The sequence below is a fragment of the Flavitalea plasmicola genome (genome assembly GCF_030546645.1).
Taxonomy (GTDB): domain Bacteria; phylum Bacteroidota; class Bacteroidia; order Chitinophagales; family Chitinophagaceae; genus Puia.
Genome location: NZ_JAUOTO010000004.1, coordinates 834,455 through 856,187 on the forward strand (window position 1 = coordinate 834,455; position 21,733 = coordinate 856,187).

25 protein-coding genes are annotated in these 21,733 nt (G+C 50.6%); 16 read left to right on the forward strand and 9 right to left on the reverse strand.

What is annotated here, in order from left to right; all coding sequences use genetic code 11:
- The first annotated feature begins 15 nt into the window (after nt 1-15).
- A complete protein-coding gene (locus Q4E93_RS17585; RefSeq protein WP_303587415.1) occupies nt 16-1,362 on the forward strand; it encodes a sugar porter family MFS transporter in 1,347 nt (448 codons plus the stop codon).
- 71 nt (nt 1,363-1,433) lie between these two features.
- Here Q4E93_RS17585 and Q4E93_RS17590 read toward each other — a convergent pair whose 3' ends face one another.
- From Q4E93_RS17590 to Q4E93_RS17600, 3 genes are all read right to left on the reverse strand, one after another.
- Nucleotides 1,434-1,700: a T9SS type A sorting domain-containing protein gene (locus Q4E93_RS17590; RefSeq protein WP_303587417.1), complete on the reverse strand. Its 267-nt coding sequence runs from the start codon at nt 1,698-1,700 to the stop codon at nt 1,434-1,436.
- An 8-nt stretch (nt 1,701-1,708) separates the two neighbouring features.
- The gene (locus Q4E93_RS17595) at nt 1,709-1,837 is read right to left on the reverse strand and encodes a hypothetical protein (RefSeq protein ID WP_303587418.1); all 129 of its coding nucleotides are present in this window, start codon (nt 1,835-1,837) and stop codon (nt 1,709-1,711) included.
- Nucleotides 1,838-2,019: 182 nt separating this feature from the next.
- Complete coding sequence (locus Q4E93_RS17600) at nt 2,020-4,500, reverse strand: carboxypeptidase-like regulatory domain-containing protein (protein WP_303587419.1); 2,481 nt, start codon at nt 4,498-4,500, stop codon at nt 2,020-2,022.
- Nucleotides 4,501-4,545: 45 nt separating this feature from the next.
- Here Q4E93_RS17600 and Q4E93_RS17605 point away from each other — a divergent pair, with 45 nt between their 5' ends.
- On the forward strand, nt 4,546-5,457 hold the full coding sequence (locus tag Q4E93_RS17605) for a hypothetical protein (protein WP_303587421.1): 912 nt from the start codon (nt 4,546-4,548) through the stop codon (nt 5,455-5,457).
- 2 nt (nt 5,458-5,459) lie between these two features.
- Here Q4E93_RS17605 and rpe read toward each other — a convergent pair whose 3' ends face one another.
- The 3 genes from rpe to Q4E93_RS17620 are packed head-to-tail and all read right to left on the reverse strand — an operon-like array spanning nt 5,460 to nt 7,374.
- On the reverse strand, nt 5,460-6,110 hold the full coding sequence (gene rpe / locus Q4E93_RS17610; protein WP_303587423.1) for a ribulose-phosphate 3-epimerase: 651 nt from the start codon (nt 6,108-6,110) through the stop codon (nt 5,460-5,462).
- Between the two features lie 21 nt (nt 6,111-6,131).
- Nucleotides 6,132-7,136: a tetratricopeptide repeat protein gene (locus Q4E93_RS17615; protein ID WP_303587425.1), complete on the reverse strand. Its 1,005-nt coding sequence runs from the start codon at nt 7,134-7,136 to the stop codon at nt 6,132-6,134.
- A 52-nt stretch (nt 7,137-7,188) separates the two neighbouring features.
- Nucleotides 7,189-7,374, reverse strand: coding sequence for a hypothetical protein (locus tag Q4E93_RS17620; RefSeq protein WP_303587427.1), 186 nt, complete (start codon nt 7,372-7,374; stop codon nt 7,189-7,191).
- 113 nt (nt 7,375-7,487) lie between these two features.
- On the opposite strand from Q4E93_RS17620, the gene Q4E93_RS17625 reads away from it, so the two are divergent.
- Nucleotides 7,488-7,949, forward strand: a complete 462-nt coding sequence (locus tag Q4E93_RS17625) for a hypothetical protein (protein ID WP_303587429.1) — start codon at nt 7,488-7,490, stop codon at nt 7,947-7,949.
- Nucleotides 7,950-8,467: 518 nt separating this feature from the next.
- Here the strand turns inward: Q4E93_RS17625 and Q4E93_RS17630 are convergent.
- Nucleotides 8,468-9,175 (reverse strand): LytR/AlgR family response regulator transcription factor, encoded by a 708-nt coding sequence (locus Q4E93_RS17630; protein WP_303587431.1) that lies wholly within the window; start codon nt 9,173-9,175, stop codon nt 8,468-8,470.
- Between the two features lie 26 nt (nt 9,176-9,201).
- Nucleotides 9,202-9,594 (reverse strand): Hpt domain-containing protein, encoded by a 393-nt coding sequence (locus tag Q4E93_RS17635; RefSeq protein ID WP_303587433.1) that lies wholly within the window; start codon nt 9,592-9,594, stop codon nt 9,202-9,204.
- A gap of 136 nt (nt 9,595-9,730) precedes the next feature.
- Here Q4E93_RS17635 and Q4E93_RS17640 point away from each other — a divergent pair, with 136 nt between their 5' ends.
- Nucleotides 9,731-10,171, forward strand: coding sequence for a hypothetical protein (locus Q4E93_RS17640; protein WP_303587435.1), 441 nt, complete (start codon nt 9,731-9,733; stop codon nt 10,169-10,171).
- A 19-nt stretch (nt 10,172-10,190) separates the two neighbouring features.
- Nucleotides 10,191-12,500, forward strand: coding sequence for a PAS domain-containing hybrid sensor histidine kinase/response regulator (locus tag Q4E93_RS17645; RefSeq protein ID WP_303587437.1), 2,310 nt, complete (start codon nt 10,191-10,193; stop codon nt 12,498-12,500).
- On the opposite strand, the gene Q4E93_RS17650 is transcribed toward Q4E93_RS17645, so the two are convergent.
- A complete protein-coding gene (locus tag Q4E93_RS17650) occupies nt 12,497-12,994 on the reverse strand; it encodes a metallophosphoesterase family protein (protein WP_303587639.1) in 498 nt (165 codons plus the stop codon). The genes Q4E93_RS17645 and Q4E93_RS17650 overlap by 4 nt on opposite strands.
- Nucleotides 12,995-13,176: 182 nt before the next feature.
- Here Q4E93_RS17650 and Q4E93_RS17655 point away from each other — a divergent pair, with 182 nt between their 5' ends.
- The 11 genes from Q4E93_RS17655 (at nt 13,177) to rplQ (ending at nt 21,669) form a co-directional block, all read left to right on the forward strand.
- A complete protein-coding gene (locus tag Q4E93_RS17655; RefSeq protein ID WP_303587641.1) occupies nt 13,177-14,358 on the forward strand; it encodes a homogentisate 1,2-dioxygenase in 1,182 nt (393 codons plus the stop codon).
- Nucleotides 14,359-14,388: 30 nt separating this feature from the next.
- Nucleotides 14,389-16,029 (forward strand): amidohydrolase, encoded by a 1,641-nt coding sequence (locus tag Q4E93_RS17660; RefSeq protein WP_303587438.1) that lies wholly within the window; start codon nt 14,389-14,391, stop codon nt 16,027-16,029.
- A gap of 57 nt (nt 16,030-16,086) precedes the next feature.
- On the forward strand, nt 16,087-17,082 hold the full coding sequence (locus Q4E93_RS17665; protein ID WP_303587440.1) for an aldo/keto reductase: 996 nt from the start codon (nt 16,087-16,089) through the stop codon (nt 17,080-17,082).
- A gap of 62 nt (nt 17,083-17,144) precedes the next feature.
- Nucleotides 17,145-17,558 (forward strand): hypothetical protein, encoded by a 414-nt coding sequence (locus Q4E93_RS17670; RefSeq protein ID WP_303587442.1) that lies wholly within the window; start codon nt 17,145-17,147, stop codon nt 17,556-17,558.
- 163 nt (nt 17,559-17,721) lie between these two features.
- Nucleotides 17,722-17,940: a translation initiation factor IF-1 gene (infA, locus tag Q4E93_RS17675; protein ID WP_303587446.1), complete on the forward strand. Its 219-nt coding sequence runs from the start codon at nt 17,722-17,724 to the stop codon at nt 17,938-17,940.
- Between the two features lie 6 nt (nt 17,941-17,946).
- The gene (gene ykgO, locus Q4E93_RS17680; protein WP_038084689.1) at nt 17,947-18,063 is read left to right on the forward strand and encodes a type B 50S ribosomal protein L36; all 117 of its coding nucleotides are present in this window, start codon (nt 17,947-17,949) and stop codon (nt 18,061-18,063) included.
- 29 nt (nt 18,064-18,092) lie between these two features.
- On the forward strand, nt 18,093-18,473 hold the full coding sequence (rpsM, locus tag Q4E93_RS17685; RefSeq protein ID WP_303587449.1) for a 30S ribosomal protein S13: 381 nt from the start codon (nt 18,093-18,095) through the stop codon (nt 18,471-18,473).
- Between the two features lie 290 nt (nt 18,474-18,763).
- The gene (gene rpsK, locus Q4E93_RS17690; protein WP_303587450.1) at nt 18,764-19,168 is read left to right on the forward strand and encodes a 30S ribosomal protein S11; all 405 of its coding nucleotides are present in this window, start codon (nt 18,764-18,766) and stop codon (nt 19,166-19,168) included.
- 130 nt (nt 19,169-19,298) lie between these two features.
- Nucleotides 19,299-19,904, forward strand: coding sequence for a 30S ribosomal protein S4 (rpsD, locus tag Q4E93_RS17695; protein WP_303587451.1), 606 nt, complete (start codon nt 19,299-19,301; stop codon nt 19,902-19,904).
- A 28-nt stretch (nt 19,905-19,932) separates the two neighbouring features.
- On the forward strand, nt 19,933-20,928 hold the full coding sequence (locus Q4E93_RS17700; protein WP_303587452.1) for a DNA-directed RNA polymerase subunit alpha: 996 nt from the start codon (nt 19,933-19,935) through the stop codon (nt 20,926-20,928).
- Between the two features lie 195 nt (nt 20,929-21,123).
- On the forward strand, nt 21,124-21,669 hold the full coding sequence (gene rplQ, locus Q4E93_RS17705; RefSeq protein ID WP_303587453.1) for a 50S ribosomal protein L17: 546 nt from the start codon (nt 21,124-21,126) through the stop codon (nt 21,667-21,669).
- Nucleotides 21,670-21,733: the final 64 nt, after the last annotated feature.

Sequence of the window (21,733 nt, forward strand, 5' to 3'; positions counted from 1 at the left end):
CATCATTTTCGCCATATGAATTTTGCTGCAAGAACCAATTACATATGCATGACCGTAGCCCTTGGCGGATTGCTGTTCGGCTTTGACACGGCTGTTATTTCAGGGGCCATCGGATTAATTAAAGCACAATTTTCCCTGGGTACGGTGCAGGAAGGCTGGCTGGTGAGCAGCGGACTGGCGGGATGTATCATCGGTGTGCTGGTCACTGGCGTCCTGAGCGACCGCATCGGCCGCAAGCGGACCGTTCTCCTTGCGGCAGGGATGTTCCTGCTATCCGCCATTGGCTGCGCTTTTGCGGCCGATGTCGACTGGCTGATCGCTGCCCGTATTGTTGGCGGTGTAGGTGTAGGAATGGCTTCCGTCATATCTCCCATGCTGATAGCGGAGTTCGCGCCGGCCGACAGCAGGGGGCGGATGATCGCTTATTATCAGCTGGCGATCACGGTGGGTATCCTGCTGGCATATCTATCCAATGCATTGTTCCTTTCATTGGGAGCGGGTGGTTTTTCAAATGAGATCTGGAGGCCGATGTTCCTGGTGATGGCTGCGCCTTCCCTGCTATTCCTTCTCCTTTTATTCAAAGTGCCCGAGAGTCCCCGCTGGCTGATATCCATCAGGGAGCATGTAAAGGCGCGCGCCGTGCTCGGCACCATCAGGCCGGAGCGGGTGGCGGACAAAGAGCTGGCGGATATGGAAGAGGCAGCCCGCAAGGCATCCGCGAAAAAAATATCCTTGCTGGAAGGCCCTTTGCGTCTGCCCCTGCTGATAGGGATCGTGCTGGCCGTGTTCCAGCAGTTCTCAGGTATCAATGCCATCATCTATTATGGACCCAGCATTTTTGAAGCGGCTGGGATAGGGGGCAGCAATGCGCTGATCTTCCAGGTGATCGTCGGCGCGATCAATGTACTTTTTACTATTGTCGCATTACTGTGGTCCGATAAATACGGTCGTAAATTCCTGCTCATCACCGGGCTCAGTGGAATCATCTTCTCTCTTGTTTTCTGTGGTGTGCTTTTTTACACCGGAAAGACGCACGGGCTGCTGCTGCTGGTCCTCATGTTGATGTTCATCGCCTGCTTTGCTTTTTCATTGGGACCAGTGACCTGGATCATCATCAACGAGATCTTTCCTACAGCCATACGGGTGAAAGCCGTGTCCATCTGTACCCTGGCATTGTGGATCGCCGTCTGGATGGTGGGGCAGTTCTTTCCCTGGATGCTGGAAAAGGCTGGTGCGGCCGTCACATTCTGGATCTTTGCCGGGTGCAGCATCGTTAATTTCTTTTTCAGCTGGAGGGTTGTAAAGGAAACGAAGGGCAAGACGCTGGAGGAGATGGAGACAGTATTTATTGCTCCCCATTAGACGGAATGGCTACAAACAGAAAAGAGCACCGAAGTGCTCCTGTTTCCTGTCGTCGAAGGCTGCTCATATCTTTATTGCTTAACAAGCATGGTCTTGTAGATGGTGTCTCCCGTGGGATCTTTAATATCCAGCTGGTAGGAGCCCAATTGCAGGGACTGCAGGTCACCCAGGGGGATCTTATTCACTCCTTTTTCAAGTCCGGCGCCGAGCATCCGGATGATCCTGTTGTCTTTCAGGTTGGCGAGCAGAATAATGCAATCTCTATCTTCTGCGCAGGTGAGCTCAATCTCTATAAAACGGTCGAATGGGTTCGGATATACCGAGACGGCTGTGGACATAGCTAAAATTAATATTGGTCACGATTAACCTTTGTGATGACCCGCAGGGGTATCAGCGCCGGCATTTTCTGGTGGCTGGTTTTAGAAGTAACAAGCTGGCGGATGAAGGTTTCGATTAGTTGGAAGAGCGTGTTCATGGTAACGGTTTAAGTAGGTAGAGGCCATAATTCGGCCAAAAATTCAACTATCTGTTAACCAGCTTCTTATTGACCGCAAAGGAAATGATTTTATCCCGGAATGGGAAAAATATGTTGAATCTGGGAATAAATTGCGTATTACTACGATGCGAAACTGCGGAAAACACGTAGTTGGCGAGAGGTCAAAACCGTCCGACCAGTTTCAGGTTGAGCATTCTGGGGGTAAGGCGGTTGGGCATTGCATAGGTGGTGTTGGAGAAATCCTTAATCAGCATATAGGAGATGGTATTGGCCCTGTCGATGAGGTTGAAAACTTCCAGGGTGGCCCAGATATTTTCGAAATTGCGGAAGGGACTATGGCTCCTGCGATTGCTTTTTTCGCTGTCCAGCAGCAGGGCGCTGAAGCCTATATCGATACGGATATAGGGGGGGATGGTCAGGGCGTTGCGATAGCGCAGGTTGCCGGGGATATTGAAAGGCAGATCGCTGCCGTAGAGAAAATTTAGAAAAGCTTTCAGGTTTTTGTTGGTAGCCAGGTAGTCCTGCATATACAGTCCGAATGTGAAGAGGCGATCGGAAGGTCGTCTTACCCAACCAGCTTTGGTCCGCATGCTGTCCACTGGCTGTTGCTGTGCATTCAGCGTATAGGTGTAGTAGGAAGTGTCGATCCTTTCCTTTGTTCTCATAAACCCGATGCTTACCCAGCTTTCGGCGTCTTTTACCAATTCGCCAAACAGGCGGGACTCTATGCCGGCGGCATAGGCTTGGGCCTTATTCTCTCCGAAATATTGGATATGGACGTTATTGATGTCGTATGGGTCTATCCGTGACATCTGTTTGTAATAGGCTTCTGTCGTCCACCTGAAAGGCCGCAAGCCCAGCTTGAAATTCTTTTCGATGCCTGCGACCACCTGCCAGCTGCGTTGTGCTTTCAGGTCTTTGTTGAGGGAGCCATCGGGCCGGAGCATTTCCCGGAAGAAAGGTGGCTGGTCGTAGATGCCGAGGGCGGCCCTGTACACGATGTCCTTTCGTGCGTGCCTGGGTTTCCAGGAGAGGCCCAGCCGGGGGGATAGCAGCAGTTCCTTGTTCAGCGTATTGTAGTTGTACCGCAGGCCGCCCTGGATAGTAAAGCCGCCGGGGTCATTGAAGAGGATATTGTCCTGTATGAAGCCCGTGAGGCGCGTGATGGAAAAGTCGTCCTTCGATTTGGCGGCATTGCTGACGGAGGGCTGACCAGGAACATACGGTAGTGCATAGCCTGCGGAGTCCTGGTATTGCCATTCATTCAGCTGATCGTGCACGATCTGCCGCTCAGCGCTGACACCCCATTGAATAAAGTGTTTGTCCAGGGTGAGGTAGCCTTTATGTGTGGCATTCCAGACGGCGATGTTCAGCCTGTCGCGGGCATAGTTCTGGTAGACGCCGGCGCCCAGCGGATTGGTGATGAGTCCGAAGGTGGAGCTGCTTTTATCGAAGTCGCGTTCTCCGAACAGGTAAGCGCCTGTGATATCATAAGATTGCCGTTCGTTGTCGCCAAACCGGGAGGCCATCCATTTCAGGCGGAGGTTCTTTCTCACCTGTTGGGTAAGGGAAAGCCCCAGCATATTCGTCTGATAGCGGTCCTGCTCCTGTCCGTCAAAATAGATATCGAGTCCCAGGTTGGATGCATAAAAAGGGGAGAATACCGAGGAGGTCAGCTGGCTGGATTGGGGGATGAGATGGAATTTGGTTTGTGAAAAGGTTCCCATCAGCTCAAGCTGGCTTTTGCTGTTCAGCTGGTAGGTCAGCAGCGCCTGGATATCGGCGGAGGAAGGGGCATAGTTACCTTTTGTTTCCTGGTTGCTGAGCAGGGTACGGTTGGTGCGGCTGCGTACGCCCAGGAGGTAAGTGAATTTTTTATGGGCGCCAGTCCCTTCCAGGTGGAGGCCTTGCTCCAGCAGGCCAAGGTAAACAGAGCCGCCGAACGCCGTTGGCTTCCTGTATTGTATGTCCAGGGCAGAGGACATTTTATCGCCATATTTGGCCTGGAACCCGCCTGTGTAAAAGCTGACGCTGCGGGTCATTTCCGGGTTGATGAAGCTCAGTCCTTCCTGTTGGGCATTATTGACCAGGTAGGGCCTGAAGACTTCGAAGTCATTCACGTAAATGAGGTTTTCGTCGTAATTGCCGCCCCGCACGGAATATTGGGAGGTAAGCTCATTATTTGACCCGACGAAGATCTTTAACAGGCTTTCTATGCCGCCAATAGGCGCGGGGATATTGATGGCGTTCTTGGGATTGATCTTCACCAGCCCTGATTCCCTGCTCTCACGCTGGTCCGAGATGACTACCTCCTGCAGCTGGCGGGCGCCTCTTTCCAGGCGGACCACTATCTTTTCCTCCTCGTTCTCATTCAGCAGGAAGTTGCGTTGTTCGGTCTTAAAGCCTGCATAGGTAAATACCAGTGCAAAGGCCTTATCGGCGGGTACTTTTATACGGAACGCGCCGGAGTCATTGGTCAGCACGCCGGATTGTCTGCCCAGGATCATTACGGAGGTTCCAGCCAGGGGATGCTCGTTCTCGTCCAACAGCCGCCCCGATATATAGGCCGATCTTTTTTGTGCCAGTGCGGACTGGAAAAACAGCAGGGAAGGGATAAGCAGGACAGCGAGTACAATTCTCAATGAAAAAAGCGTTTAAGATGACCGAAATTATGTTTATTTAGCACTATGAACAAACCCTTGTTGTTTTTATGTTGCCTGGCGGTAGCGGGATCCTGCCGGAACACGGGCTCTCACCCCATCCCAACTGTGACGATGGACACCGTCACTTCCGACAAATCAGCTGTCATGTCAGCGACGATCGCCCTGGACACTTCCATGATGGCGCTGAAGACGTTCCAGACCCTTTCGCTGGAGGATGCCATCAGCCAGGTGTGGAAATTCGATGATGCCGACAAGACCCATTGGAACAAGATATTCTGGGACACTGTCACTGATACCCGGCAGTATCCCGAGTTAGCTCTTTTCCGCGATCATTCCGCCCTCCTGAACCCCCGCTGCGGATTGAAGATCGGGACATGGAACCTGGACAAGGAGAACGGCGAGATGAGCCTTCTCTGGAAAGACGGCTCTGCCGACCTTTTTATTGTGCGGCAGAGGGCCCTCAGGCAAATGGAGCTTGCCTGGCACAGGGGGGGTGACCTGGCACTTGTCCGACTCAAGTCGGATGCCATCGTACATAAACATGTGGAGGAGGACCCGTATTACCCTTCCAATGTCAAATGGATGGTCAGGCCGGCAGCCAAAGAAACGCGTGAGCAGCTGCGACACAGGATAAAGGCTTGCGTGCACTGGTATGCGCTTTTTTTCATGGATAATCACAACAGGCAGGAGACCGAGATCTCTTTCAGCGGGCTGCCTTCGTGTTTCGAGTGGTATAATGGAGGGATTGGGATGCAATCGAGGTCGGGGTTGGATAAAAAATGGCAGGCCTGCTTTTATTCCGAGGACCAGGCTTACACGGCTTATGATATCATTGCCGGCGAATTAGGGAAGCATGAGCTGAAATGGCCACAGCATCCTACCAGTTGGGTGAAACAAACCGGGGAAGTATTGCAGCAGCTGACCAATAAATTTTAATGTCACACAGCGTTCTTCAGCGCTTTTATCGTTGCTTTCGGATCGGCTGAACGGAAGACATTGCTGCCGGCTACCAGGACGTCGGCGCCAGCCCGCAGTATAGACCCCGCGTTTTCCGTTGTTACGCCGCCATCGATCTGGATCAGCGTAGGCAATCCTCTTTCGTGGATCATTTTTTTAAGATTGCGGATCTTTTGGAAAGTGTGCGGTATGAATGACTGGCCGCCAAAGCCCGGATTGACACTCATGATCAGCACCATGTCCAGGTCCTGGAGGATATCGTTCAGCAGCTCCACCGGGGAATGAGGGTTCAGGGCTACGGCGGCCTGCATGCCCAGCTGTTTTATCTGCTGGATATTCCGGTGCAGATGACGGCAGGCTTCCAGGTGGACGGTGAGCCGGTCGGCCCCTGCTTTCCTAAAGGCTTCGGTGAATTTCTCCGGCTCTTCAATCATCAGGTGAACGTCACAGACCTTGGTCGTTGCCTTGCGGATCTGTTCGATCACCGGAAGGCCAAAGCTGATATTGGGCACAAACCGCCCATCCATTACGTCCAGGTGAAACCAGTCGGCCTGGCTTTCATTCAGCATTTTACATTCTTCTTCCAGACGGAGAAAATTGGAGGCTAGTAAGGAAGGTGCTATTATCGCCATGTTTTTTTTATTTAAGGCGTTCTATTTAAGACGTTTTATTCCTTCGCGGGCTTCTGTAAAGTCTTTGTCCAGCGCCAGCGCCTGCTGATAGTATAAGATGGCGTCATCTTTGTGCCCGGTGGCTTCGAAGCATCGTCCGAGCCAAAAATACCCGTCGGGGAAAGTATTGGAGACCTTCACGGTCATCTGGAATGCTTCGCCGGCCTCTGTATATTTTTTCTCATGAAAGAGTACGATGCCTTTTTCAAGATGGGCGTCCGTAAATTTCCAGTCGCGACGGATGCAGGAATCAAACTGGGCGATGGCCTGTTTGTATTGTCCTGTATTGGAATAATAAATGCCTTTGATAAACAGGGGGTCTATCAGCTCGTGGGTGCTATCCTTTCGTAAAATGGCGTCGCATAGTTCAATGGCCGCGCTGTTCCTGTTCTCAGCGTAGAGGTGGGCCAGTTCCAGGGCATAGGTCCTGACAGGCTGCAGCGCATATGCTTTCCGGAGAGCCTCCAGCGCGGAGGCCGTATCCTGGGCCCTTTCCAATAAAAGACCCTTTTCATACCAGGCTTCGAAGTCCAGCGAATCCGCAAGCAACATATCGTTGTAGAGCTGTAAGGCTTGCTTTGTCAGACCTGCCTGCTGGTAGAGATCTCCCAGCATATTGGAGAAATTGGCATTGCCGGGAAATTTTATCCGGCATTCCTGCAGCAGGCGGATGGCTTTTTGAGGCTGGCCGATGATATTGAGGGTAGCCGCGTAGCGCAGTCCCGTAGGCTCGTCAGGGTGGAGCTGCCATGCTTTTAAAAAATCGGCTGCTGCCAGTTCGTGCAGGTTGTTCCTGGATAAGAGTTCCGCTCTCCTGTAATACAAGCCTGCCTTATCGATGTTGCCGGACTGGTGAATGCTGTCTGTGATGGCAGCGTAGGGCGGCTTTTTCAGGACAGTGGATTCCCCCTCCTTTCCATTGCTGTCATGTCCATTACAGGCTGCCGCCATCAGGCCGACGATCAGTAGCAGACTTAATTTGTTCATGGAACAAATTTACACTTATTGCTCCAATACCGTACATGTTTGCGTACGACCATTACCGATGCCAGTGATCGTGCCGACGTCGTTCATCTTCACTGTGCTGTTCGTCAGCGGCAACGCATTGTTGGATCTTTATATCAGGAGTAGTGACGGCTTTGCTGAAGGTGGATGAGATGTTTGCCGTACCGCCGTGAATGTGCCGGTGAAGTGAATAATCGCGGTGTAAGATGTTGGTAGTCAATCTTAAGGGGTTTATACTGCTATTAATTCCTCCCCGGTCCCGGAAATTTTTCCCATCCGGTCATCGCGTTGTAGCTTTGGGCCCGTTTCCAAAATCTAAAAAAATCTAATTGCATGTACACCGGACTTTTGCATTTACACAGCTTTCTGCGATGGATCATTTTGTTGCTGCTGGTCATAGCTATTCTTATGAGTTTATCGGGCATGACGGGTAAAAAGCCATTTAGCGCAGGCCAGAAGAAGACGGGCCTCTTCCTGATGATCGCGGCGCATACGGAGCTGCTGGTAGGGTTGTACCAGTGGATCTTTGGTCCCTGGGGGATAAAGAATCTCAGCAATATGGGGATGGGGGCGGCTATGAAGGATCATACGGCCCGTTTTTACGGGGTGGAGCATATAGTGGCGATGCTCATTGCCATTGTGCTGATCACCATTGGGCGGGGCGTTTCCAAGAAAAGCATTCCGGATACGGTAAAACAAAAGAAGACATTCTGGTTTTTCCTTGTGGCGCTGGTGATCATCCTGGTGTCGATACCCTGGCCTTTCAGGGAGGGGATTGCGCGGCCCTGGTTCTAATAAATGAAGCCGCCGCGGGGAGTACCCGCGGCGGCAATTTTTTGTCAGGGCCAACGATCTTCAGGCTAATTCAAGCGATCATAAAGTCATCATTCGGACGGATTTAACTATTCCAGGATTTGCCCAGGCAGGTTGTTCTTTCGGATGATTGGATTGCACTACTACATTCTTTTTGGTTGTCGGATAACAAATGCCGGTTTTTCGAATAGCGATTCGGATCGTTTGGTTTTTCGGATCTGGATCTGGATGGTTTTCGGATCTTTGGACGTCGTTGGTTTTTTCTGGATCTGGATCGGGTTTTTCGGAACTTTGGATCTTTTGGTTTTTTCGGATCTGGATCTGGGTTTGGGTTTTCTTCGGTCTTTGGATCTTGGTTCGGTTTTTCTGGATCTGGGATCGTTTTGTTTGCTGATACAAAGATGTAAAATCCGCGGAGACGTAAAGACTTTTTTCGACCAATATTCAGTTCTGCCCGACGAAAGAAAGATTTGCCCGATGAACGTAAAGCGACCGGGAATTTATAGGATATTCAGCCTGGCGGCCAGATCCTCTTTATGCCCTTTTCCTACAGGAATGGCGTTCCCTTGTACGTATATCGTATTGCCTCTTATATCATCGATCTTGTTGATATTGATTATATAGGACCTATGCACTTTTATGAATGATGGTCCTGCCAGCTTTTCTTCCATGCTTTTCAGGGTGCTGTACGTGATATAGGTTTTACCCGGCGTGACGAACTTCACATAATCCCGCATGCTTTCCATAAACAGGATATCGTCCTTTTTTAGCCTTACCAGCTTATCATCGGATTTTATAAAGAGGAAATCCATGTCGGCGGACGGCGCGGTGGTGGTCGTGGCGGGTGATGTCACCGGCTGGGCCTGGACCTTTTGGACGGATTCCAGGAAGCGTTTGTAGGTAAAAGGTTTTTTCAGATAGTCATTGACATTGTATTGGAAGGCATCGAATGCGTATTCGGTCTTGGAGGTGGTGAGTATGATCTTAGGAGAGTAGGTTAGGCTGTCCAGGAGCTGGAACCCATTGGCGCCTGGCATCTCTACGTCCAGGAAGATGAGGTCGGGCTTCTCCTGGTCGAGGAATTCCAGTGCATCGGCCACATTGAGGAAATGTCCTTTTACGTCGACAAGACCGCTTTTCTCACAGAATTTCTTGAGAAAGTCGGCTGCGATCTGGATGTCTTCAACTATTATGCAAGAGGTCTTCATTGGTACATTGGGATTTGGGCAGGGGGCTAAACCTGTCCTTCGTTGAACCTTTTTAGCCTGCTATATTCATTTTCGATGATCTGCTGCGCCTCCTGCTTTTTCCTGGTCAGCATGCCGTAATCAGCCTGCAGCGCTTCCGCCGTATTCAGCGCGCATTTATTCTCGAATTCCTGGCAAAGTTCCTGCAGGTCGGTGAAGCCTACGTAGCCGAACAAAGTCTTGCAGGTGTGGATATTCGTCCCCAGCAGCGACATGTTCTTTTGCTGGTAAGATGACTGCACTTTTTCCCAATAAGCCGGCAGGTCCCGTAAGAAGTCTTCGAACACCGTCTCTGCGTAGATAGTATCACCTTCGAACAATTCCTCCAGGAATGCGGCATTCAGGCTTTCGTGGAAAGAAAATATTGTGCTCGGTTTCATCAGGTAACAATTTTTTTATTTTGAAGACGTTAAGAGTATATATGTATGAAAAACACATACATACATTCAAAAACGCGTTCAGGTCCATATCCATACGAGAAATACCTGCAATTATTGTTTCAAAATCCAGTTTGTTATGAAAAAAATTAGACCCCTATCCCTCCTGTTGATCGCTTTTGTTATTGTATACAGCCCACCTGTTTTCAGCCAGTCACAATGCAATCTTTTACAGGCAAATGTATCTGCGCCTGACAACCATTCTTCCAGCATGGGCTATTGGTTCGGCGTAATGGAGCTGCCTTTCCTTTTTATTTCCGTGTTCTTTGCTTTTATGACAGCCTATGCCCTGCGGGGAGGCAAATTTGGAAAGGGCATGACTTTTATGGCCTGGGGCTTCCTGGTGATGGCTGTCGGTCATCTTCATATGCAGATAGAGCATTATTACGGGTTCAACCTGTTTAAGACGGTCCTTGGGCAGCTGAGCGGATCGATCGCCTGGTTTATCGCATTGATCGTCACCTGGGGTTTGTCTGGATTAGGTTTCTACTCGATCTATAGGGCGAGTAAAGGCGCATAGGGCTTAGTCTGTTTCGTCCATGCTGAAAAACTTCCTGAAAACAAAAAAGAAGAAGGCCATCCGGCACAGCCAGGATGGGCGTTCGCATTTGTATAAGATGCTGTTCGGGTATCTTATATCCTGTATCCCTGCATCTGCCAGCGCTCCCCAACTGATCCAGCTGGGGCTGAAGGTTTCAGGGAAAAAAGTGGGAGAGGTCTTCAATATCTATCTTCTTTTCGAGAAATACCTCACGACATTCGAGTCGGAACGGTTCAACCGGGGGACGCTGCGTGAAAGCATCCGCCAGCGTTTCCCCGCCATTTTGCAGGAGGCGATCTTCAATATTCTATTCGTATCGGAAACTGAGCAGAAGAATACCCTGGCCATCGAGTTCCTGCGTTCTTTTCTTCTGGCTGTCGGCGACAAATTTGGCCGCGCCGGGGAAGGTTATGTGGAAAAGAAGCTGAACGAGCTGACCACGATGCAGGAGAAGATCCGTGAAGTGGAGATCTTTAGAAAGCTGCAGTTCCTCAGCTTTGAGGTCTTCCAGTTCGTCGGAGGCAATTATGGCGAGGCGTTGGCGGGAAAGATCTTTGAAAAGACCTATGAAGCTTTTTCCAGTTCTTATAAAGAGCTGGAGTCTTTTCCCTATATGCTTACGCTGATACCGAAGGAGATAGTCGATAGAGAGCACCTGGGTATATTCACGCAGGCGCAGATCGAGCAGGTGTTCCTGGAAAAGCTGGCGGAGTCAGAGCAGCTCAACATTGCGTTGGACCAGAAGATAAAAGAGAATGAGCAGACGCAAAAGTTGCTGCGGAAGAACGAGATCATGCTCAGCGGCGTGATCTCTTCGGCGCTGGACGCCATTGTGCTGATAGGGGGGGCGGGCCATATCATACACTGGAACAAGGCGGCGACCGAGATCTTCGGATATATTGAAAGCGAGGTGAAGGGCCGTACGTTGATGGAGACCATCATCCCCCTGGCATATCAATATTCCACCTGGAATGGCTTCAAGGGGTTTGCGGGCGAGAACAACGATTCTTTTGTCAATCAGCGGATAGAGCTTACGGCGATCAGGAAGAACAAAGAGGAATTTCCCATTGAGCTAACCATCACGGGTATCCGTGATGAGAACGAGTTCTATTACAGTGTTTTTATCAGGGATATTTCTTTACGTCGTCAGCGGGAGGAGGAGCTGGTTCAAATGAAAGAGAAGGCGGAGCAGGCCGCCAAGGCCAAGTCGCAATTCCTCAGCGTCATGAGCCATGAGCTCCGGACACCGCTGAATGCCGTCATCGGCATCACGCATCTGATGCTGCAAAGCCAACCGCGTGAAGATCAGCAGGAAGACCTGCGCACCCTACAATTCTCCGGGGAGAGTTTGCTGCACATTATCAATGATATACTGGATTTCACGAAGCTGGACTCAGGGAAGATCGAGCTATCGGCCATTGATTTCAACCTGCGGGAGCTTACGCAGAGCCTTTACCAGTCATTTACGTATAAGGCAAAGGAAAAAAACATCGTCTTTGACGTGGAATACGACGAGAAGATGCCCTTCATGGTCAAGGGGGACAATTTCAGACTTTCACAGGTGTTGAACAACCTGATCAGCAATGCCATTAAATTCACGAAGGAGGGTTCTGTAAAATTGAAAATATCCCTGGTGGAGGAAAAGGGTGGAGACTATGACACGAAGTTCTCCGTCGTGGATACGGGCATCGGCATTCCCATAGATAAGCAGGGTAAGGTCTTCGAGCAGTTTACCCAGGCGGACAGCAATACCACCCGGCTATACGGAGGTACGGGCCTGGGGCTTTCCATATCGGCAAAGCTGGTGGAACTGATGGGCAGCGTTATCCATGTAGAAAGCGAGGTAGGGAAAGGATCTGATTTTCGTTTCAGCATTGTCCTGCAACGTGCCAGCGTCGTCGAGGCGGAGACTCCCGCGCAGAAACCCACGGGAAAGGGCAACGAGCAGTTCAGGAACAAACTCATCCTACTGGCGGAAGACAATACGTTCAATGCAAATATTGCCCGCCGGTTTATCACAGGCTGGGGCGCGGAAATTGATGTGGTAGCAGATGGCTGGCAGGCGATTGAATTCGTCAGCCGCAAGAAGTATGACCTGATCCTCATGGACGTGCAGATGCCGCAGCTGGATGGTTTCGCCTGTACGAAGAAGATCCGCAAGCATTTTAAGGATATTCCTATCATAGCCGTCACGGCCTCTCCTAAAAATGAGATACAGCAGGATATCCTGGCCTGCGGGATGAACGATTTTGTCAGCAAGCCTTTCAAGCCGAACGAGCTGCGCAGCAAGATCATGGAATATCTCTAGCCCCGCCGTCCCAGTTCTATGACCTCACAATCCCGCATATTTTTTCCATCGATGGTGAAGCGGACAAGCGTCCGCACCTTATGCCATCCCTGATTGCCGGCGGCGCCAGGGTTCATGTGCAGGCATTGGAGCTTATCGTCATACATGATCTTCAGGATATGGGAGTGGCCGCAGATGAAAAGCCCCGGAGGGTCAGCGGTCAGCTCTTTTTTCAGCGCAGGGTTATAGCGGGGGGGATAACCGCCGATGTGTATCATATAGACCTTCACTTCTTCGGAAGTCCACCGGAGCTTTTCCGGATAGAGACTCCTGATATCCTGTCCGTCGATGTTGCCATAGACGCCCCGCAGGGGTTTGAAGGCTGACAGTCGTTGGGCCAGCTGAGCGTTGCCGAAATCGCCGGCATGCCATATTTCATCGCATGTTTCGAAATGGCGGAAGACGTTGTCGTCCAGAAAATGGTGGGTGTCCGATAGGAGGCCGATGCGCAGCATAAGTATCAAATGCTATTGATTTCCGCGTGTAAATTAAGATTTATTACCTTTGGGCCAACGAGAAGCCTATGCCATTCTTCCGCAATTTTACTTACTGGATAGACAAGCGCAGCTGGAAATACTATTTCCTGATGGTGGCGTTGGAGATGGGGAGGTGAAATCAGCAGCCGATCGCACCATCTATTTCCTCATTTCAAAATTATTTTATGCCGCATTATCATCAATTGGGATCGATCCCCCATAAACGCCATACGCAATTCCGTCAACCTAATGGCGCACTGTATGCCGAGCAGCTGTTTTCCACCGAAGGTTTTTCCAATGATTATTCCCTTATGTATCATTGTCATCCTCCCACCGAGATCATCCACGTCGACGAACCGTATGACGCCGTGCCCCGGATCGCCGAAGAGAAAATGCTGAAGCATCGCAGCTTTGAAGGGTTCAGTATCCGTCCGGAGAAGGATTTTCTCCAAAGCCGCAGGCCTGTCCTGGTGAACAACGACTGTCACATCGTGCTGGCAGCCCCCCAGGAGAGCATGAAAGGCTATTTCTACAAGAACGCGGACGCGGACGAGATGATCTTTGTGCATAAAGGCAGCGGGATGCTGAAGACCATGTATGGCGACCTTACTTTCGATTATGGGGACTACCTGGTAATTCCCAGGGGGACTATTTACCAGATAAGCTTCAATGATACGGATAACAGGCTGTTCATTCTCGAGTCTTTCAGTCCCATCCGTTATCCCAAAAAATATTTAAGCCGTTATGGCCAGCTGCTGGAGCATTCTCCCTATTGTGAGCGTGATATCCGGCCTCCGCATGGCCTGGAGACCCATAATGTAAAAGGGGATTTTATTATCCGTACAAAAAAGAAAGGACGTGTCTATGGCATTCACTACGGTCACCATCCTTTCGATGTGGTGGGGTGGGATGGCTGTTGCTATCCATTTGCATTCAGCATACATGATTTCGAGCCCATCACCGGTCGTGTCCATCAGCCGCCTCCCGTGCACCAGACATTCGAGGGAAATAACTTCGTGGTGTGCTCATTTTGTCCCCGCCTGTTTGATTATCATCCCCAATCGATACCGGCGCCCTACAATCACAGCAATATCGACAGTGATGAGGTGCTGTATTATGTGGACGGTGATTTCATGAGCCGGAAAAATGTCACGAAGGGGATGATCACCCTTCACCCCAGTGGTATTCCTCATGGGCCGCATCCCGGGGCAGTGGAACGGAGCATAGGCGCCAGGGAGACGAAGGAGCTGGCTGTTATGGTGGATACATTTCATCCGTTGATGTTGACGGTGGATGCGCTGGAGATAGAAAATCCAGGTTATACGATGAGTTGGGCGGAGTAATTACTACATTACGATACTAAACATTATACTATGACTTTCAGGACGACCGTCTCATCTATCCTGTTCCTTATCCTTATGGCAGCCTGCCATTCCCGGCAGTCCGCCGACCTCATTGTCCATCATGGGCTTGTCTATACTATGGACAGCGTTTTCAGCAAAATGGAAGCCTTTGCCGTGAAAGATGGAAAGATCCTGGCGGCAGGAAAGGACAAGGACATACTCGATGCTTATCAAGCGCGGGAGGTGGTGGATGCGGGGGGCAAGGCCATATATCCCGGTCTTATCGACGCCCATGCGCATTTTGCAGGCTATGGCCAGAGCTTATTTGCCGTCAATCTTTTTGGCAGCGCCAGCATGGAAGAAGTGGTGCAGCGGGTGCAAAAGTTTGCCGCCAGCCATCCTAACCTGGCCTGGATCACGGGGCGTGGCTGGGACCAGAATAAGTTCCCCGGAAAAGCATTCCCCGACAATACAAGGCTGAATGCGGTATTTGCAAACATCCCTGTCATGCTGGAAAGGGTGGACGGGCATGCCGCGATCGCCAATGCGAAGGCCCTGGAGCTGGCAGGCGTCAAACCAGGCCGACAATTGACAGGCGGTACGGTGGAGACCAAGAATGGCCGGCTCACCGGGATACTGATCGACAATGCCCAGGGGCTGGTGTGGCAGCAGATCCCGCCCCTGTCGTCCGCAGACTTTACGGAGCGGCTGCTGGCGGCTGAAAAGAATTGCTTTGCGCAGGGCCTCACCACGGTGACGGATTGCGGGCTGAGCCGGCGGGAGATCGAAGGCATCGATTCTTTACAGCGGGCCGGGAAATTGCATATGCGGATCTACGTTATGTTGAGCGACACAAGGGAAAACCTGGAGTACTATTTGCCTAAGGGGCCGTATAAGACCGACCGGATATATGTAAAAGGCGTAAAGGCTTATGCAGACGGAGCTTTGGGCAGCCGCGGCGCCTGCCTGCTGCAGCCTTATGATGACAGACCGGGATGGCGTGGCTTTTTGCTGAACGATCCGGCGCACTATGATTCGCTGGCGCGTGAGGTGGCGGGAACGGATTTTCAACTGTGTACCCATGCCATTGGCGATTCGGCCAACAGGTTGATACTGACCGTTTACAACAAATACCTGTCCGGGAAGAACGACAAGCGGTGGAGGATCGAGCATGCCCAGGTGATCAATGAAAGGGACTTCGACCTGTTTGGAAAAGCATCCATCATCCCTTCCGTACAGCCTACCCATGCCACCAGCGACATGTACTGGGCGGGTGAAAGGCTGGGGGGCCCGCGGTTGAAAGGCGGCTATGCCTTGAAACAGCTGCTTGCTCAGAATGGATGGATCCCCCTGGGGACGGATTTCCCTGTGGAGGATATCAGCCCTTTTAAGACCTTCCTGGCCGCCGTTTTTCGGGTGGATGCCCGGGGCTGGCCGGCGGGTGGATTTCAGCCCGAAAATGCCCTGAGCCGGGAGGAGGCTATCCGGGGCATGACCCTTTGGGCGGCACGTGCGGATTGTCTGGAAAAGGAGGTCGGCAGCCTGGAAGCCGGCAAAAAAGCTGATTTTATCATCCTGGATAAGGATCTTATGAAGATCCCACAGGAAGAGGTGTTGCAGACGAAAGTCGAGGCTACCTACTCGGGTGGCGTTAAAGTTCACTCATTATAATGTAAGTGATTCCCATGCCTGGGCCCATTCCTTATCTTTATCGTAAAAGGATGAACTATGGAATACAGGCAATTAGGTGAATCGGGCCTTTCAGCCTCTGCTATTACGTTCGGCGCCTGGGCCATTGGCGGCTGGATGTGGGGTGGCGCGGAAAGGAAGGATGCTGTGGACGCTATTCGTGCGTCTTATGATCAGGGAGTGACTTCCATCGACACTGCGCCTATTTATGGGCAGGGACTTAGCGAGGAGATCGTGGGGGAAGCTTTGACAGGCATTCCCCGGGATAAGGTGCAGATCATGACGAAGTATGGCATGCGCTGGGATGAGAAAAAGGGGGAGTTTGGTTTTCGCAGCCAGGACAATGACGGAAGGCCATTGGAGGTGTATAAATATGCAGGCAAGGACAGCATCGTAAAAGAGTGTGAAGATAGCCTCAGGCGGCTGCGGACGGATCATATCGACCTGTACCAGATACACTGGCCGGATAGTACCACGCCAGTTGAGGAGACGATGGAGGCTGTGGGGCAGCTGCTGAAGCAGGGGAAGATCAGGGCGGCGGGTGTCAGCAACTATAATGTGGAGCTGATGGAAAGGGCGGAAAAGACCCTGAGCCTCGCTTCCGACCAGGTGCCTTTCAGCATGGTGAACCGGGGGATCGAGAAGGACCTGGTGCCCTGGTGTATCCGGAATAAGAAGGCGATACTGGCCTACAGTCCCTTACAGCGTGGACTGCTGACGGGCAAGATCCGGCCGGGGCATTTATTTGGGGAAGGGGACACCCGGGCGGGGAGCAAATTCTACAAGCCTGAGAATGTGATGCGTATCAATGCTTTCCTGGATCAGTTGCGGTCCATGGCGGAAGCCAGGTCGGCTTCGCTGGCGCAGCTGGTGATCCGGTGGACGCTGGAAAGGCCGGGCATTACGATCGCGCTGGTGGGGGCGAGGGATGCGACACAGGCGGTGCAGAACGCCAGAGCCATCGATGTAAAGCTATCGCCCGAAGAGATCCTTTTCATTAACAGACACTTGGAGGGATTGGAGCTCGTGGATTAAAAGTCCTTGGCTTTTCGTTCCAAAAAGTGTAAATTCGATACTAACTAAAAAACGTTTGCCGTATGATCAGATTTCATGAACTTAAAGTCGGAGACTATGTGCTGGCCGAATTCGAAGGACAGCGTTCAGAGGGTGAGGTCATTGAATTGAATGGGGCGGATAGAATGGCCTGTGTGCAGACCAGTGTGCAGGACTTTTGGTATACCCCGGATCAGCTGTTCCCTATTTCATTGGATGACAACCAGTTAATGCAGTTGGGCTTTGAAAAGGAAGTGTACGGGAACGGAGTAAAGTATAAAAGGGGGCCTTTCCGCATTGTGTTGGCGCATGAAAATGATTTCTCTCACTTCGAAATGTGGTACAGAGAAGACCGCCGACATATCACCCAGCCGCTTTATGTTCATGAGTTACAGAATCATTACCGCCAGATGACGAAGGTGGAATTGGTTCGCTCCCAAGGGATCCAGACCTCTTAAAAGTCGGTGTTTCAGGGATTTATACATTTTTATATCAAAACGATTCATATATGAGGCCGCCGGCCGAGTATTGAAAAAGAGAGTTTTGCGTCAAAAAATTATGTTTTTTGCAATTTTTTGACACAAACAAAATTATTCCTATCTTTGCGCTCCCAAAATCTGTATGGCTAAACAAGCACTCATTAAACAAGATGGTACGATCATAGAAGCCCTATCCAATGCTATGTTCAAGGTGAAGCTGGAGAATGGGCATGAAATTCTGGCCACCATCTCTGGGAAAATGAGAATGAACTATATCCGCATTCTGCCGGGTGACAAGGTGGGAGTGGAGATGAGCCCTTATGATTTGACAAGAGGTAGAATTATTTTCAGGTATAAATAAATTAACATGAAAGTTCGTGCATCCATTAAGAAGCGCAGCGCCGATTGCAAGATCGTGAGGAGGAAGGGGAAGCTGTATGTCATCAACAAGAAAAATCCTCGTTTTAAGCAAAGACAAGGTTAATTTAAATTTAAAACAGAAATAGATAGTATATGGCTCGTATTGCCGGTGTAGACTTACCAAAAAACAAAAGAGGGGAGATCGGACTTACCTATATTTTCGGTATTGGCCGCAGCACTGCCCAGTACATTCTTACTAAGGCCGGGATCAGCCTGGATAAGAAAGTACATGAGTGGAATGATGATGAGCTGAATGCCATCCGTAATACCATCACCAACGAGTTCAAGGTCGAAGGTGCCCTTCGTTCGGAAGTTCAGATGAATATCAAGCGTTTGCTGGATATCGCCTGCTACCGTGGATTGCGTCATCGTAAAGGTCTTCCCGTTCGTGGTCAGCGTACCAGGACCAACAGCCGTACCCGTAAGGGCAAACGTAAGACGGTGGCCGGTAAGAAGAAAGTAGCCAAGAAATAGCTACAAGCTATGAGCTGCAAGCTACAAGCCGGGATATACTTAGATGTCCAACTTGTGGCTTGAAGCTTGTAGCTTGACGCTTTTTTATATTGCACCATTAGTCGGACCTGCTGCGGATACCCGGTGCAGGAGGAGAGTAGGTCCGGGCGACCAGAGCAGCTACAAGTTATTAGCTGCAAGCTACAAGTGGAATATTTATACAGACCCTGACTTGTAGCTTGAGGCTTGAAGCTTGCGGCTTACAAAGGCGCTGATTTTAAAAATTAAAGATTACCTATCATCAGATCAACATGGCAAAAGCACAAGCACCCAGCGCAAAGGCCGCTGCGAAGAAAAGGATCGTAAAAGTTGACGTTTATGGCGATGCACATATCAGCGCCAGCTTCAACAACATAATCATCAGCATTACCAACAAGAACGGACAGGTGATCTCCTGGAGCAGCGCCGGTAAAATGGGCTTCAAAGGCTCCAAGAAGAATACGCCGTATGCCGCTCAGATGGCATCTTCCGATGCCGCCAAGACAGCATTGGACGCCGGTCTGAAGAAAGTGGACGTTTTCGTGAAAGGACCCGGGTCTGGTCGTGAAAGCGCCATCCGCGCCTTGTCCAACAATGGCATCGAGGTAGTGATGATCAAGGATGTGACGCCTCTGCCGCACAATGGCTGCCGTCCTCCCAAGAAACGTAGGGTTTAGTAATGCGAGACCGCCATCCCATAATTATTTGGGGCGGTCCCGGTGTATATATCATACAAGCTGGGTAAGATTCAATTTTAAGATTTTTAGACAATCTTACCTGGGAACTTAAAAATCTAACAATTAAATTATGGCACGTTACAGAGGTCCAAAGACCAGAATCTGCCGCATTTTCGGCGAGCCCATCTTAGGCAATGGAAAGTATTTAACGAAGAACAGCAATCCTCCCGGTCAGCATGGTGCTACCAAGAAGCGTAAGGCTCCAGGAGAATACGCATTGCAGCTGAAGGAAAAGCAAAAGGCTAAATACACGTACGGCGTATTGGAGCGCCAGTTCCGCAAAACATTCGACGAAGCTGTCCGTCGCAAAGGCGTTACGGGTGAGAACCTGATCAAGCTGCTGGAAGCACGCCTGGACAACACGGTATACCGTCTTGGTGTAGCTCCTTCCCGGCCGGCCGCCCGTCAGCTGGTGACGCACAAGCATATCACTGTCAATGGCGAGATCGTCAACGTCCCTTCTTTCCAGCTGAGACCCGGCGATGTCATCGGCATCAAGGGTACCACTCAGGGTAACACCGGCATTACCAGCCAGATCCGTGGCAAGAATGCAAAATTCAATTGGCTGGACTGGACAGAAGCTGAGTTCAAAGGCACTTTCATCGCTTATCCTGAAAGGGAAAGCGTGCCGGAGAACATTAAGGAGCAGTTGATTGTTGAATTGTATTCCAAGTAATCGTTAAACGTAAATCGTAAATTTAAATATGGCCATTTTAAATTTCCAGAAACCAGACAAAATCATTCTTCAAAAAGCGACTGATTTTGAAGCTCAATTCGAATTCCGTCCTTTAGAGCCGGGCTATGGTGTCACCATTGGTAATGCCTTGCGCAGGGTATTACTGAGCTCTCTCGAAGGTTACGCGATCGTAGGGGTGAAGATCGAAGGAGCCGACCACGAATTCGCCACGCTGAAGGGTGTGACGGAAGACGTGGTAGAGATCATCCTCAACCTGAAGCAAGTTCGGTTCAAAAAGAAAGTTGAACACGAAGTTAGCCAGGAAAAGATCACTCTGAGCCTGAAGAACAGAACCGAATTCACCGCCGGCACTCTGGGAGAAGCTACTCCCAGCTTCGAGGTGATGAACCCGGGTCTGCTTATCTGTACCCTGGATTCTTCTGCCAAGCTGGACATCGAGATCACCATCGGCAAGGGCCGTGGCTATGTCCCTGCAGAAGACAACAAACCTAAAGATGCTCCCTTCGGTTATATTCCGACGGACGCTATCTTCACGCCCATCAAGAACGTGAAGTACTCCATCGAGAACACCCGCGTAGAACAACGCACCGACTTTGAAAAGCTGATCATGGAAGTATCCACCGATGGTACCATCCATCCGGAAGAAGCCGTTAAACAAGCTTCCCGCATCCTGATCCAGCATTTGATGATCATCACGGACGAGAACATCACTTTCGACAACAAGGAAGAGAAGAAGGAAGACCTGGTAGACGAACAGACGCTGCAGCTGCGCAAGATCCTGAAGACACCCCTGGAAGATCTCGATCTTTCCGTACGTGCCTTCAACTGTCTGAAAGCGGCCAAGATCAACAGCCTTAGCGAGCTGGTGACCTACGAGCAGGAAGACCTGATGAAGTTCCGCAATTTCGGCCAGAAATCCCTGGCTGAGATCGAGCAGGTGCTCGGCGAAAGAGGTTTGCACTTCGGTATGGACCTGGGCAAGCTGAAAGTGGATGATGAATAATTTTTGAAACAATAGCCGGCTTCTCCCTCAAGGAGTGAGCCGGTTTCTTTTTAGCCGCCAAGGGCGGATTGTCCGAAGGACAGGCATTAGCGCAATTGCCGGGGATGCGCTAATTTTTTCAAAAGCGGATCCCCGGCACATTTTTAATACAGCCTTATAATTCCTGACACGGTATAAGGTTTAAAACAATAAGTCATGCGTCACGGAGACAAAATCAACAATCTGGGCAGGACTGCCTCGCACCGCAAAGCGCTGCTGAACAACCTCGCCATCCAGCTGATCGCTCATAAGAGGATCGTTACCACTCTCGCCAAGGCCAAATCATTGAGGAAGTTCGTCGAGCCTCTGATCACCAAAGCGAAGGAAAACACCACCCATCAACGCCGGGTCGTATTCAGCTATCTGCAGGATAAGGAAGCTATCGTGGAATTGTTCGGGAACATTGCTGAAAAAGTGGCCGGCCGTCCCGGTGGTTATACCCGCATCATCAAGCTGGGCGCCCGTGTAGGGGACAACGCAGAAACCGCGCTGATCGAGCTGGTGGACTTCAACGATATTTACGGTAAGGGTAAAGGCGAAGCAAAAGATACTACCGCCGCCAAGAAGACCCGCCGCGCAGGTGGCAGCCGCAAGAAAGGCGCTCCGAAGGCTGAAGCCGGGGAAGCAACCGAAGGCGCTGCTGAAGCAGCTCCGGCTGAAGCTCCCAAAAAAGAAAAGAAAGAGAAAAAAGCAGCTGAATAAATTGTTTAATTCTTTACATAAAAAAGGCCGTCTCAGACGGCCTTTTTTATGTAGTTTTGCAAAA